Annotated in this window: 15 protein-coding genes; 9 read left to right on the top strand and 6 right to left on the bottom strand. The window is 45.6% G+C overall.

The annotated features are described in order from the left end of the window. Positions 1-7: 7 nt before the first annotated feature. The 3 genes from ACVCAM_RS20260 to ACVCAM_RS20250 form a co-directional block, all read right to left on the bottom strand. Positions 8-1069, bottom strand: a complete 1062-nt coding sequence (locus ACVCAM_RS20260) for an HNH endonuclease signature motif containing protein (protein ID WP_000902297.1) — start codon at positions 1067-1069, stop codon at positions 8-10. 123 nt (positions 1070-1192) lie between these two features. Then, complete coding sequence (locus tag ACVCAM_RS20255) at positions 1193-1750, bottom strand: HAD domain-containing protein (RefSeq protein WP_001371950.1); 558 nt, start codon at positions 1748-1750, stop codon at positions 1193-1195. 82 nt (positions 1751-1832) lie between these two features. After that, positions 1833-2372 (bottom strand): lytic transglycosylase domain-containing protein, encoded by a 540-nt coding sequence (locus ACVCAM_RS20250; RefSeq protein WP_000494968.1) that lies wholly within the window; start codon positions 2370-2372, stop codon positions 1833-1835. 147 nt (positions 2373-2519) lie between these two features. Between ACVCAM_RS20250 and ACVCAM_RS20245 the strand changes: the two genes are divergently transcribed. The 3 genes from ACVCAM_RS20245 to ACVCAM_RS20235 all read left to right on the top strand — a co-directional run bounded on the left by ACVCAM_RS20245 (position 2520) and on the right by ACVCAM_RS20235 (position 4142). Then, positions 2520-3269 (top strand): thioredoxin fold domain-containing protein, encoded by a 750-nt coding sequence (locus tag ACVCAM_RS20245; RefSeq protein WP_000720274.1) that lies wholly within the window; start codon positions 2520-2522, stop codon positions 3267-3269. 24 nt (positions 3270-3293) lie between these two features. Then, positions 3294-3686, top strand: coding sequence for a hypothetical protein (locus tag ACVCAM_RS20240; protein WP_000843243.1), 393 nt, complete (start codon positions 3294-3296; stop codon positions 3684-3686). A gap of 195 nt (positions 3687-3881) precedes the next feature. Continuing rightward, positions 3882-4142, top strand: a complete 261-nt coding sequence (locus tag ACVCAM_RS20235) for a hypothetical protein (RefSeq protein WP_001439466.1) — start codon at positions 3882-3884, stop codon at positions 4140-4142. 59 nt (positions 4143-4201) lie between these two features. Here the strand turns inward: ACVCAM_RS20235 and ACVCAM_RS20230 are convergent, their stop codons facing one another. Continuing rightward, complete coding sequence (locus tag ACVCAM_RS20230; protein WP_121343843.1) at positions 4202-4549, bottom strand: hypothetical protein; 348 nt, start codon at positions 4547-4549, stop codon at positions 4202-4204. A gap of 370 nt (positions 4550-4919) precedes the next feature. Here ACVCAM_RS20230 and ACVCAM_RS20225 point away from each other — a divergent pair, with 370 nt between their 5' ends. Continuing rightward, positions 4920-5729 (top strand): DsbA family protein, encoded by an 810-nt coding sequence (locus ACVCAM_RS20225; RefSeq protein ID WP_000031378.1) that lies wholly within the window; start codon positions 4920-4922, stop codon positions 5727-5729. 45 nt (positions 5730-5774) lie between these two features. On the opposite strand, the gene umuC is transcribed toward ACVCAM_RS20225, so the two are convergent. Both umuC and umuD read right to left on the bottom strand, forming a co-directional pair. Then, on the bottom strand, positions 5775-7028 hold the full coding sequence (gene umuC, locus ACVCAM_RS20220; protein ID WP_001371894.1) for a translesion error-prone DNA polymerase V subunit UmuC: 1254 nt from the start codon (positions 7026-7028) through the stop codon (positions 5775-5777). Further along, positions 7018-7452, bottom strand: coding sequence for a translesion error-prone DNA polymerase V autoproteolytic subunit (umuD, locus tag ACVCAM_RS20215; protein WP_000111290.1), 435 nt, complete (start codon positions 7450-7452; stop codon positions 7018-7020). The genes umuC and umuD overlap by 11 nt, the downstream gene beginning before the upstream one ends. A 193-nt stretch (positions 7453-7645) precedes the next feature. Here umuD and ACVCAM_RS20210 point away from each other — a divergent pair, with 193 nt between their 5' ends. From ACVCAM_RS20210 to ACVCAM_RS20190, 5 genes are all read left to right on the top strand, one after another. Further along, complete coding sequence (locus tag ACVCAM_RS20210; RefSeq protein WP_000926374.1) at positions 7646-8254, top strand: hypothetical protein; 609 nt, start codon at positions 7646-7648, stop codon at positions 8252-8254. A gap of 153 nt (positions 8255-8407) precedes the next feature. Then, entirely contained in the window at positions 8408-8761 is a 354-nt protein-coding gene (locus tag ACVCAM_RS20205) for a hypothetical protein (RefSeq protein WP_000769182.1), read from the top strand. 222 nt (positions 8762-8983) lie between these two features. Then, positions 8984-12319 carry a hypothetical protein gene (locus ACVCAM_RS20200; protein ID WP_000502666.1) on the top strand — a complete coding sequence of 1112 codons (3336 nt, stop codon included), beginning with the start codon at positions 8984-8986 and terminating at the stop codon, positions 12317-12319. 564 nt (positions 12320-12883) lie between these two features. Continuing rightward, on the top strand, positions 12884-13399 hold the full coding sequence (locus ACVCAM_RS20195) for a hypothetical protein (protein ID WP_000228894.1): 516 nt from the start codon (positions 12884-12886) through the stop codon (positions 13397-13399). Positions 13400-13483: 84 nt separating this feature from the next. Next, positions 13484-13975, top strand: a complete 492-nt coding sequence (locus tag ACVCAM_RS20190; protein ID WP_000636790.1) for a hypothetical protein — start codon at positions 13484-13486, stop codon at positions 13973-13975. The last annotated feature ends 440 nt before the right edge of the window (positions 13976-14415 follow it).

The raw sequence follows: 14415 nt of genomic DNA, 5'->3' as shown, positions 1-14415 counted from the left end.
GCGCCTCTTACTTTCCTACCGGGTAGATAACACCGTTCGGCGATGGCCATAGAACTTTGGTGCTTGAATTATACGGTAGATCCTTCGTAATGATGGATTGTGCTTTCGACAGTGCTGAATGGTATGGTGAATTCTGAATAAGTACCAGGTTGTCTATAGCGTTTGTGCCACCATCATCAAGAGGGATCTTGTGGTGAACCTGCCACCCAGAGGGGACCTTGCCTGTTGCAAGTTTCATCAAATCGTTAGGTTCAAACGTAGCCAGGGCATCTGGGTGGTCTGAAAGTGATTTAAGGAAGTTAGGGCGTACAGTATTGTTGAATTGTCCACGGAGAGCTAAATATTCAGCTCTGTCTCGGCGCATGTAGTTCAATTCGCTAACATTCATATCATCGAGCAAAACGTGTGCTTTTTTGTACTTGCCGAGATAACTTGTCAATTCATCCGCAGACCTTGGATTTCGGATAACCAGAAGTGAAGCCGCTGCAACCAGCATACCTGAAGTTGTTTCGTTCAATACCTGGTCATAGCCTTCAACAGCTTCGCCGCCAAGTTGTTCAGCCGTATGTCGAAATCCCTCCACATTTCCATTATAAAGCCCGCCAGCTGCGAGAAGACGACCAGCCGCTTTGGAATTAATGGTTTTTGTTGATTGGGCGTGCTGTGCTGGTGTCGTTGATCGAACGTAATACCCCGGGCGTTTCAACTGACGAGAGATGATATCGCGCAGACGGGTAAAGAGGGACAGGGGCAGGTCATTGCGTAGGTTGCCATTTGATATAACCCCCGGCCCGGCATTGCCGGTTATGTCTTTTCTAAGCAGAACGATCTTACCGTATCTGATGTCGTCAAGCGTATCGCGGTAAGCGAGCCAGGGGCGTTGATGGTGGAACTGGTGATACCGGCTGACAAACTGTGTATATCCCTGCGGTAAATTCCATTCCTGAATAATCCGGTTTGGCAGGGCGGTATCTTCGAGGTCATGTACCGCCGTGGCCGGATGTATGATGTGGGGAATATCCTCAAGGTATATGTCATCCAGTGACTTAGCCTGACAGTGATGCAGCATAATGTCCCTTTCTTGTCGAATTCATATGAGACATTATTGCGTATGGTATAAAACAATCAATCCTAAAGTGGATGGGCGTACGAGATCAGCAGTGACAGGGTAAAAGGAAAGTTACTTTGTTCATCAGCGTCCCATGAGCTGATGGTACCTTGCGTTAAGAGCTGCAAGGTCAGATTCGGTGAGGCCCGTGTAATAATCGGTTTTGTGCAAATGCGGATAACCGGCCGGAAATAATGATTCGTCGTCATCAAGGCAGATAAATGCTTTAACTCGATGTGAAAAGACAAAGTCCTCACACTCGGCAGCCCGCACACCAGTCTGTCCGTGTTTTAAATATACCGAACCGGTTGCACCTATGATTTTGTCTCTATAAGGCACCCGGAACAGAGATTTCAGATAACTTGTATTAGCGCACTCACGCCATGAGCTGGAGATAACAATCACCATGGCAGGGCAGTTATCCAGCAATTTCTCTAACAGTGGCATTCGCTCAAAGGTTTCATTTTTACACCTGTGGCAAACCCCATCGAAATCTAAGAAAAGCACGACATGCGAATCAGGGAGAGGGGCCCATAAACCAGCTGTTGTTTCTTCATGAACACATACTTCTTCATGATGAGGGTTTTTCTGGATCAAGAAAGAAGAGAGAATCTTAAATAAATTTCTTGCAGAAGAAGACAATATATTACTCCTGAGTCAGTGTGAAATATTTGTGGTGGTTTACCCAAGCCACTCGATGATCTTCTGTAATATCGGGTTGTATTTATTTAACAACAGGAGTCGGGTTTTGCTCCGGGACATTTTTAGCTATATGGCCATTGTATCGAGGAGGTTGCTGGGTCCATTGATAAAGCTCACCCATCCCGTTACGCTGCTGGATCCGGCGATTGTACTTTACCATGAAGTTAAATATGTACTTTGCACGTACCTTTGGGGTTTTGCTGTTGTAATCTGCAATCCCTTCAAACACATTGCCCTTGCGATCAACAATTTTTCTATAGAGCCACCATGTTCCAACCCAGAAACTTGCGCAAGCATCGTAAGCCAGAACCCGCCACGTTACCGTCGGGAAATGCTTTTTTATTTCAGGTAGATTGGATGAGTTGATCTGCATTGGGCCAATATCATAAGTGCCGTTAGTATTCCTGCTGAAAGTACCAACCTTACCGCCTTCATTGTCAAACAACGTAAAAACCAGTTCAGCATCAATTCCGAAGTAGCGGGCGGCATCCGTAATGCACTGAGTGTAAATCTCATCAGGAACGGGAATAGGTTTCACATCATCTGCTGGTGGTGTAAACACAACGATTTCTCCACTGAATCTACGTTTTATCTATTCTCCCATATATCTATCGACTTTCTTTCGGCTTTACCCGTTGATTTAAGCGTTTAAGCAAAATTCTGGAATTTTGGGGCGTGATAATATTAGTGCTCGATTTAAGGAGCGGAAATGAAAAAAATTATTAAGGCATCGGTATTACTTCTTTCATTAAGTACCGCCTTCACGATGAATGCCGAGCCGGTTAATACAATGGTACTGCCAGATGCAGCCCGGGATAAGCTCAAAGCCATTGGGCTTTCAATCGAGCACGTCGAACCCTCGCCAGTAAAAGATATTTTTACGGTGATTTCCAGGGAGGGGGTAAGTTACGTGAGCAAAGACGGAGATTACATTTTTACCGGAAGCTTATTCCACGTGAAAGGTAAAGATGTGGTAAACACCACTGAGCAGGCCATTTTAATGGGCGTCCGGGAATTCGCATCCAAAACAAAATCCATCGACTACAAATCACCAAACGAAAAATACCGGCTTGCTATCTTTACCGATATAACCTGTGGATACTGCCAAAAACTGCATCATGATCTGAAGTCTTATCTTGATGCCGGTATTTCGATTAAGTTTCTTGCATTCCCACGTGCAGGACTGAACTCGGTAGTAGCCGGGAACATGGCCAAAATCTGGTGTTCAGCAAAGCCAAACGAAGCTCTGGATGCAGCGATGAATCCGGTTTCAACTATCCCGGAAGGACGTCCTGATGAGGCTTGCTTAAACATTATCAAATCGCATTTCCAGGTGGCCTCAACAATCCCGCTGCAAGGTACTCCTACCATGGTGACACTAAGCGGCAAACCGCAGTTATTTACGGGGTGGCTGAGCCCGGAAAACCTGGTGACCCAAATGGGCGCTGCGCAAAAGTAACTTTTCCGACTGTAAGAGGTGTGTATGAAATCTACTTTACTGAGTACGTTAATGCTGGTTGCTGTAGGTGTACAGCCCGTTTTCGCTGCACAATGTCAGTACGGAGCCTGTGGAACGGAAAACGATCCCGGAATCGGATTTCTGATGTCATCGGTACAAATGGATAAAGGTGAACATCTAAAGGAACTCTCTGGTGTTGCGACCACAGGTGACACCATCTCTAAAAAGATGGAAAGCTACCTGGGAAATAAAAAGCTCAAGGTAAACACCGACAGTACCCGCAAGGGGCCGGGTAATACCACCATCAGGCCTACAGATGAGCTCGCCCCAACGAGGCAACTAAAAGTTATCCGGCCCGAACTGGTAAAAAATCCCGATTCGCAGCTCGTGGTAGCTTTCAATGAGCGCCTGGCCTGATTTATTGACTGAGAGCGTCCAGAAGGAAAAAAGATGTCGATACTCAGTAGCTTCGTCATCAGAGCAACGGGGATACCTGACAAAAAGTATCTCCGGGATCCCGTAATAAAACGTTGTTATAAACGTCTGAGTCGTAGGGTGCCTGCTCTAATGACGGGGTGGCTTCTGTGCATTCTGGGTTCAGGGTATGTCAGTATGGCACTGGAACAGCCTGATAGCACTGTATTACTCAGTCTGCTGCTGTTGTATGTTATGTCAGGCATTTTACTGATGCAGTTCCAGTATATGTATTCAGAGCGAAGCATAGGCTACAAGTTCTACCTGGAAGTGCTTATGAATGCAGCTGCCAGTACTCAACATAAAGAACAGTTACAGTATCTGTTCATTAATAAGCCCAATTCCATCACGATGGGCGATCTTTACCGACTTTATGATTTTAATGGGGGAGGGCGATAGCCACGTTAATGTGCGTGTCCAAAAGTCACTTTTGAACATTCTCTTCCCGCCGTCTGCTTTCAGTTCCAGGGGATCACTGCAACATAATTTCCGGAACGCAGCGGCGCATCAAATTTATCAGTAAAGGCGTCGATCATTGCTGAATAAGCAATGCTGTCTGACGGCACAGGTGCATTGCTTTGCATACTCACTTTCAGAACCTGCTTTGCTCCTTTCGCTGACGGGTATACCTCGACATCCAGCTGTCGCATATAGTGCATCTGCGACATCGTCTCAGTGCCTATTACCCCATCGACTGGCTTGTAGTCATAGTCAGTATGCAATTCGCCATGCTTGTCAGTTCTCGTTGTCTTTTTATCTACAACGTAGCCTGTCACCCCAGTAAGAAGCTGCTCGCTATACTGCATGTTCTCCTGTGAGCTGCTGATTCGGAACCTGAGCACATAATCTGGCTGGTGAGTGGAAATAATGACTCCTTTTTTTGCTAATCCATCAGCAAAACGGCCTGAAAACATTCTGGACTGAATACTTTCGTCCGGAGGGACTATCTGAAACCTTTTATTTGTAACAGGACGAGGCATTAGATCGTACGCATCTACCTGGTTTGCGAAATGATATCCGCATCCACTCAAAAGCATTGCGGTTGTGAGTATAAAGCCCTGCCTAATCATCCTTTAATCTCCAAAAAGCATTGTTTCACGAATAATTCCGATTTACCGGGCCAGTATAATCCATCGCAGGTTAATAACTAACAGGCTGAAAAGCATAAAGGTAGCTATGTCTAAAGAATTTTATTTAAAACCGATGGCCACGATTTTAATTTCTGCGGTTATTGCTACCGCTGCCTCGGCGTTAATCACGGCAACTTATTTTAAACCGAAGGTGCTCAGTGAGGAAGAAATTGGCAAAATTGCCGCTACTTACCTGGTAAAAAATCCCCATTATTTAGTGGAAGCAGGTAAGGCGCTGGAAAATCAGAACGTGAGTGCCTCAGTGGAACGAATAATTCCATATGCGCCAGCTCTGCTGGATACCAAGGAGACGCCAAACATCGGCCCTGATGACGCCGACGTCGCGGTAATCGAGTTCTTCGACTATCAGTGTATTTACTGCATGCGGGTTACACCTGTTGTTGAATCGGTAATGAATCAGAGCAAAGATGTAAAATTCTTCTTTAAAGAATTCCCGATTTTTGCCGGTTCAAAACCTGTATCTGCCATGGGGGCCGCTACGGGTCTGCACGTCTATCAGAATTTCGGTGCTGAAGCCTATCGTAAGTACCACAACAACCTGATGGCTGTGGCTCATACCTTCATGACCTCTCAACGCAAATTCGAACTCACTGACTTTAATACTGTGGTGGAAAAGTCAGGGTTTAACAGCACGTTTTCTGACAGGGAAAAAAACCGGTATGAAAACGTGATCTCCGGCAATATGCAGCTGGGCGAAGCGCTCGGGATCACCGGCACACCCGGTTTCATCATTATGAATATGAAAAAGCCGAATGCGGCGACTACCACATTTATCCCCGGGGCTATGGACGCAGCAACTTTGCAGGGCGCAATCGAAAAAGCTCGCGGGGCCTAAAGTTACTTTCACATTTGATGAGTACGGCCATGCCGGTCATGGCCGCTACGCTTTTACAACGAGTAATTCATCCCAGCGGGTCGTATATCTCGGTGATAGCATGGCCTGCTTCATACGAAAATCCTGTTGAATGCCTTCCCCCAGTAAAAACAGAGCTCCGCGCTTTTCTTTATTGAACCGGTCCATAACTTTCATCAGTGCCTGACTGCCAGGCCTGGCCGGGCGAGTATCAAACAGGCTGAGTTGCTCTGTGCCGTCAGTCATAGCGGAGAGCATTACCCCTGCTTTCGCATACGCTATCCCGGGTCTGTAAATGCGGTTCAGGATGGTCATGGCTGCATCAACCAGATCGCGGGTGTCCTGTGTAGCGGTAAGCGGCTCGATACCACAATTGCTGTAGCGGTTTTCACCTTGCGCATAATTGCTACTCTGAATGAAGACTGTGATTTGACGGGTCCACGAGCCATCCTTGCGCAGCTGCTCTGCCGCCCGGGCGGTAAAAAATGAAACTGCCTCATGTAGCTTGCCTATCTCATTAAGGCGCTGACCAAAACTTCTGGAAACGATAATCTGTTGCCTGACAGGAGGAGACTCGTGCAGCCGGAAACATGGTTCGCCATGCAGTTCCCGCCAGGTACGCTCGATTTCAACGCCAAAGCTTTTACGTAAAAAGCGAACGTCGCTATTATAAAAATCACCGGCAGTGATGATCCCGAAAGCCGACAGGCGTTCACTAATCTTTCGACCAATACCCCATATTTCTCTGGTACTGATCAGGCTCAGGAGCTTCCTGATCCTGGCCTGATCAGTCAAAACTACAACCCCGCCTGTAGCTGCCCATCGTTTGCTCGCATAGGTGCATAATTTAGCGAGGGTTTTGGTGCTTGAACAACCCACACCACAGGTAAGGGACAGATTATGAAGAAGTGTACTTCTGATCAACCGGCCGTAATCTTCATAATCTATTATCTTGTTCATGTTTTTCAATAACATGAAATTTTCATCTATGCTATATCGACTCGATTGAGGCGCGAAGCTTTCCAGCGTTTCATGGAAGCGATTTGAGTAGTCTTCATACAAAGTAAAGTTAGAGCTCCTGACTTCGATCCGGTGTTGCTGAATCAAATCCCTGCACTTAAAAATTGGGGTCCCACGCTTAATACCAACGCTTTTAGCCAGTTTATTCATTGCAATGACGGACGAATCGTTATTGCTGGCTATGATGAGCGGCTTTTTTGACAGCTTGGGATCCATCGCACACTCAAATGCCGCATAGGCTCCGTTAATATCAACGTGCATGTACATGGCTGAACTGATTCAGTGCAAAGGTGACGACGCCCCATATCTCAAGGGATTCAGGATTTACACGTATCGGCTTATAGGCTGGATTAGAAGGCATCAAAAGCAGCTCAGGATACGTGTGTAAGATCTTTACCGTAAACTCTCCATCCACCAGCGCAACGACGATAGAGCCGTGTCGTGCTGTTAAAGACCGATCCACAACCAGTATTGCTCCATCATTGATACCGGCATTGATCATACTGAGGCCCGCCGCCCTGACAAAGAAGGTTGAGGGGCGGTTGCGGACTACATATTCATGCAAATTTAATTCATTATCTTCATGCCCGGCGCACGGACTCATCACTCCACAGCTTAGTAAATCACTGAAAAAAGGTGCCATTTCGTAAGGCTTGTTGCTAATGTGCTCAAGGATAACAGACATAGCTACACTCGAATTCTTGTACTGTATGTATAAACAGTATTGCGAGTTGAAGAGAAAAGATCAAATCTCTCCGGTAACGCTATCAAGCCTGACGAAAAATTAAGCTTTATCATAAACATCAAAAACCATCTTTTACCGATAATGGCGAGCTGGCCTACGAAGAAGGTATACAAGCTAGGATGAAAGGATTCTGATGCTCCTCCCACCAAATTTTTTATCTCCTGAAGACCAGGCTGAGTACGATGCTTATATGGCAAGGTTCAGCGAGGTAAATCACTATTATGAGCATTGCACTGTCCCCGTGATTGACTGGTTTTTTAAACAAGCAACCGAGGCGCTGCATCATGGTCTATGGTTACCGGCCTGTACGAGCTTTCTGAATGGGATCGAAACATCACTCAGGGTTACGCTGAAGTTGAAATCAACTGTTAACGTTCAGCAGTCAGTTCCTGTACTGGTGGACTTAGATGGTACGTCAGTAATGAGTAACGCTTTAATGCGAAAGGCTAAGCAGGAAGGGATGCCGATAGAATTACTGTCATTTCCAGCCGAGAAGAATATGTTGGCAAAGATAGACGCTGGTAAAAAACCTGAAGCAGATATCGTCAGGCTTAGAAATAGTCTATGCCATGGCAACATTCTGGAGTTCATTATGAGTGTTAAAGTCGGTTCTCCAGATCCCATACGAATTTTTACTCCTGGTAACTGCTGTGGTTTAGCGCTTTTACTTTCGGCCTTATCGAAGAAATGGACGGTAGGCTTGCATCAATACTGGATCGACAACAATCTGACGTCCTGCTGAAACCTCATAAATCATGCCTACTAAAGTCACGTGCAAAAAAACGTTGTAGCATGATATGTTTAAAGTCAAAACAGTGGGTTCTATGTTTTGACGGCAAACATGATATAACTAATACTTCATAAGTAGATATCAATAGTCATAATGGAGTGAACTATGAAATTAAAAAATATTCTGCTGTGTGCGATGATGTCAGTCGCTTTTGGCTCCTCTGCTAATACTACACATAAAGTTGAAAACGAACCTATCCCAAACATTATTCTTGATGGTAAGGTTGATGATATTTGTAAAGATGCAAGCATCCGAACTGAACTTAATCATGATAAAGCAAAGGAACTGGTAACCACCAACCTGAAGCAGGCATTACCATTAAATACGGTACCGGATAAGTTGGATGAAGTTGCAGAAGCCTTTGTAAACCGCGACAAAGGCGCTTCAGAAACAGCAGACCATTGCCTTGTTAATGTACGTAATAAATACTGGGAAATGTATCCCTCTGAAGATAAGTAGCATTTATTATTAAAGGCTTCACTTAAGAAGCCTTTTTTAACCCTTTGCGAAACCTGCTTTAAAAGCAATGCGCTATTCATATCTAAGAATCTATTTAATTAATGAATAATAGTGGACGGATTCATTTCTAGTGAATGCCGAAGTTGGTGTTTTTTGAGTTATTAGACGGTAAGTGCAATCTGGTATGATTCACCTAACATACGAATCTGGAAGGAAAGGTATATGGGTGACCTGGTCAGCAAAAATAACATTGACCGTTTAGAGCGATTTCATTCTTTGCTGGCGGGTCAGTACTGGACGTCCACTGACAGCATCCCTGAAGAGGGTATTGTGGCAGGGGATACGCTGCTCATTACGTCTTTGCGTTACGTTGAAGATAAGCTGCACACAGTGATTCTACGCGCCCATCCCCGCGTTTACGGTCAGACTGTAGCTATTGTCACTGAAGACAGCAGCGGCAACCGTAGGGAACGTGGCAAAGAAATGCGAGAGCATCGCTTCCTGGTTAAGGATTTTCTGTCCAGTTTTGTATTTGAACCCGACCATAAGGTAATCCGGGATGCTGAACTCAGACAAGCTCAGGAAGAAGTGAATAGCCTACAGGCATCGCTTACAGCCCTCGTGAGCGATGCTCAGGGGCTCCGTGACCTTGCGATTGAGCAATTAGGAACAGATGACCGTGAAAACCCTGTGACGGGCCTTAGCGTTGCGTTAGTGCCCCCACAAGAGCAGCAGGCGGTAACCTCACTGGCGATTGGATCAGTTCAAAATGCTCTGTCCTCTGGTATTTCAGATACCCGCATTGAACAAATCAGAGAAGCGGCCTTAAAAGAAGGGCAGATCAGCACAGCCATCAGCAAAATCATCACACAACGAACGCAGGCAATCGCTAATGCCAGCAAAAGAATGCTGCCCTATTTCGAGGAAGTTGCAGCGGCAAGTCTGGCCACTACAGAAGAAGCCATGGAATATGTGAAGAAAATCCACGATGGCGTTGGCAGTCTGGAACTGTATACCGGCAAAGACGTTGAGGTAGTGAATATCGTGAAGGGTGAATCCGCTCCATCACACCTCCCGCTCCAGGTCGTTCAGGCAAAGCTGATGGTGGATGAAGAGCTGGCCGTATGGTGCGATCTCGATAGCTGGTTCGACTTCTCTGATATGGAAAAATTTCATGAAACTTTACGAACCAGCCCCGGGCTGGTGGAGCAGATTTTTCCGTCCGAACGTTCCATCGTATGTATGGCCACAACACGACGTTATATCGATTACCGCGATCCCTGGGAAAATCATGTCCGCAATGACAGGAACCGGGTTGTATTCCTTCTGGTCCGGGACGGTCAAAATATTCATCAGGTTTACTCTTCGGTAGAAAGCCATCTTGGGGCTTCGCAGCTATTCCCTTCCGCCAGCGAACAGGAAGCACATTTCCAGGGGATTGATGGCAGCACCATAAAGTTTGAGGACGTCAGTTATACCGACCGACTGAAGCAGCATGATCTTATGGCACTTCACTACCGTCGTTTCCTGATCCTTATCTGCGGCCTCGATCACCGGCTCAAACTATTTGGTGATTTCTATGATACCAATACCCCTTACAGTTTTCTGAGCCTTGAGTTCCAGGAACGGTACTTCCAATTTCTGCACGACAAAGACGGTTCTGGCCTTTTGGGTATGGCTGAGACACGGCCGTCTCTGCAAAGTTATCTTGAACAGGCAAACTCATGCCTTCAGTCCGGATCCCGGGTAATGTGCAACTGGGATTCGTTGATGAACCCAGTGACAGCACCAGGAGCAGTTCAGGAAGACAACAGCTACTCTGGCTATAAATGGCTTGGGAGAACCCATAAAAACTATGAGCCGGTTATTGCATTCCGTCAGGGAGACGATATCTGTGTCAACGCAACAGTAAACAGATACTCAACGGATCGAGATTTCAATTGTAAGGTGAATTTGTCTTTATTTAAGGAGTCCAGCAGGAATGATGCTGAACTGGGTTTCCTGTGCATGGATACCATTAAAGCGGAGGAGCTCGAATGGTACATTCACAGACGTAAATTCAGGTCTAATCACCTGTTTTACATTCGCTTCTTCAAGATGGCTTTAAATTATATTCGTGCCGAGCGTGAGGCAGAAGAACCTTACCGGCAGATGCTGAGCCAGGCTCTGGCCGATGGAAATATTGGCCAGCCTAATCTGAGATCAGAGTTGATAGATCGATGCATTGTAGCCTGGCGAGCTGATAACAGGGGGGCGACGCTGGAAGCTGCCATGAGTACAGAGAAGGGCTCCAAAGAGCTCCTGAACCAGCTCTATATGCTCGCTGATGTGGGGCTCAAACATCTTCCCGGGGTTCGTAATTTTATTAGCAGCAAAGGCTATGAGCTGGTCAGGTTATCGGTAAATGCTTCAGGGAAACTTGTTGCATATGCCGCACCAGCAAATTTTGAATGCGACAACCGGATGGAAGGGCATGCCTGGGTTCATCGAATGGTACTTGCTACATCCCGAAATGTCTTAAACGTCACTCATCAACGTTTTGCGAAAATGAAACACTTCTTACCAGCTGAAAACACCCTGTTCGAAGATGAACAGCTGGTGGCCACATGGTCGGGCAAAAAGACTGCTTTCAAAAGCTTCGAAGAGAAGCAGCGTTATTTTGATACATGCTCCCGTGGCGCTCAGGCTCTTAAGCAGTTTTTAAAGCTGAACGATCCGGTGATTTACACCAATCTGCTTGGCCAGTGGATTGAGGCCTATGAAAGTATCAATGAAACCAGTGAGTACGTACAGCAAGTAAGCCTAATGGCTCCTGTTGCGGTCAAGAGCGAAAAAGGTAAAGCCAGCCTCATCTATATTGGCACTAAAGACCTGGCCGACTGGTTTTATCAGAAAGCGCCGACACCCGAGTTGCAGGCGCTGTTCCTTGAGGAATACCTGTCCAAATTTGAAAATAAAGAGGTCAATAAAGAAAAGCTACTTTCACGCAGAAATACCGCTCTGTCTCTCAGTTTTTACACCATGGACAACGGGGAAGTACCAGATGAAATCCTCGTCACCAAATCAGTTGATAATGCCAGACGGTGGTATTCAGGAATGTTCACAAGCATGCCAACGATGTTAAATGACCAGTGGTCCTGCCATGTTGCGCATTTTTCCCGTAACGGAAAACTCTATTTGACGCCTGATCTGGTCACTGATGAAGGGGAACCTGGTTTTGATGAAATACTCGGGTATCCGCGCCCGGAGGGGCTGGTACCGGTAACCGTGTGTGAGTTTGAAATTGACCACTTTAACCGACGTGGCATTGATGCGAATGGTGATAAGGTGAATATTACACAGTGGGTCGATATTTATCAGGGTGAGCGTGAGGTTACGGAACTGCTGGGGCCTATTTCTGAAGAAGGGGTGAACATCAAAACCTACAGGATGGACACTCTTGAGCAGGCGATGAAAAACATCTCCCGGGGCTCGACGCGCCTCAGACCGTCAACGGAGAATAGCGAGTGGCAACAGCCAGCAGAAGGTGTGAGCCGCTATGTACTTCGGTCATGGTAAAACGCGGGGGCAGGTGCCATCAAAACATCAAACAAAAAGCCATTACAGGCTCAAAGACCCCTTATCGCTCAAATTTGAAAGAGATAAGGCTTTATGATGGCAACGAGGATTATCACCCATCTCGCCGGAGTAACTGGCATAAAAATTGTTTAATCTTTATGCCAGCGCTTCGGCATTTGCTGGCAAGGAGACAGTGTTGAAAGACCATATCGTACCCCCACGAAAAACTAGCGCGAGTTTATCTTATCAACTCAAACGTATTGGGCGCATGCTCCTTCTTTTACTGAGCTTGGCTTTTATAGTTTACGGATTCGTACTGGCTTTCCATCCGCCGCTAACAACCTGGCTACTTCAACCCGGTGGACACTTTGCCCCAGATGACCGATTCATACTGGTTAGTGTTAAGGTTCAGTTTACAACCGGAATAATGGGGCTAATTGTTTGGCGCTTATGGTAAAAGTGGCAAGCAATGATGGGAGAAGGATAACGTTGCTCAGCTCAATCCGGTTTACTGATTGCTTAAATAGAAGGCAGTCATGCCTACATCAGAAAGGAGAAGCATAGATGGTAGAAGCACGTTATCAAGGCAAGCCTGTTAGCAGTCTTCCTGAAGAAGCTTTTGCTGAAGGGTTATCGCGATCCGGTTTAAGCCCCGTTCTGCTACTGGCATCCCCGACCACAGTACCCGTTACCACGGATGAGCGCTGGTGGCTCGCAAAGGAAAACGTGTCAGGACATTACGGCAGGATTTTTTATGCTGCGGTGCGGGAGTTGGTCATAAGGTCGGATATCATCTCAGTAGTGAGAAGTATTGCAGATGAGAATTTCACGTCCGAACATATGGGGTACTTCGAGCGACTTACCTCTGATGAAAAAGAAGTCGTGTTTAGTGATTACCTGCGCACTCTCGCTGAAGGCGGTCTTACCTGCACTGAGAAGAATCTCGTCAAACTGACGCAAGATTTATACCCGATTGATGCAACTCCTGACAACATTAGAAAGCTATCCACGGACAGGGATGCACTGAACGAACTACACATCGATGGTATGGTACTTTTTATTACCGGCCCTGCGCTTTGATTATGGAGATAATACATGCGGTGTTATCCCTGTTAAGGGTTAAGGTAACATTCTTCTAGAATTACAGAAAAATAGAGGTCTAACATGATAGTAAATAAAAACAGGTTTATGCATAAAAACGGGAAAAGGTTTAAGTCCATCGGAAGGTATTTAAGATTTTGGCAAGCAGTAGCGTCCTCTGGTTTACCCATGGACATGGTAATACGGGAAAAACCATATCAACTTATGGTCGCTTTGATTGCTTTATATACGGCCATCCCTGTTGTTACAATAGTAATTTTATCTGGTCAGCAATCGCATAAGTTGGAACTAATTGCTGTGCATTTCAGTACAATTATCACGATGGTGTTTGTTTTGCGTCGAAAGATGGGGAAACGTTGGCTGGATTTATTTGAAGAAAAATTAGCCATTTATAAACCTAATGATAAACTCGCGCTTAGCGAATTACACGAAAGCATACGTGAGAAAAATGGGCTAGACTTGCAGGATTTACAAGATTGGTACTGGAAAGAGAAGATGACATATGAGTATCACAAAGAACGTAAAACAACTATAAGCTATCAAAAATTCAAGTAGCGTTTTAAAATGACAGGGGAGGGCTATTGTGATTTATTAAGTCGGCAAGGTTATTAGGTAGGGGTGTTCAATATGATAAATTCTTCGAGTGAGGTTATTTCAAGAGTTGTTCTGGGCCTTTGAGATAGCTAATTATCATTACAGACTTTATCGAAAGGTATGAATTATGAACATTACCGACAAAGAACTTAGCTCAAATACAGTGAGACAGTATGGATGGAACTTAGGAGAGTTCAATCACTCAACGCCTTTTACATCTCATTTTATTTATATCACCGACTATCATAAAGATAATACATGGATGATTTCACTTTCGCAGGAGGATTTTAATACAACCAAAATTTTAACATCGTTAAGTCTAGGGAAGGTGCGAACAAGTTCCTGATATGAGATCATCATATTCATCCGGAGCGCATCCCAGAGGGACATCATGAGCCATT

The sequence above is a fragment of the Enterobacter sp. CFEC122 genome (assembly GCF_052983755.1).
Note: the sequence above shows the minus strand (reverse complement) of the source record. Positions and strands in the feature narration are given on the sequence as shown.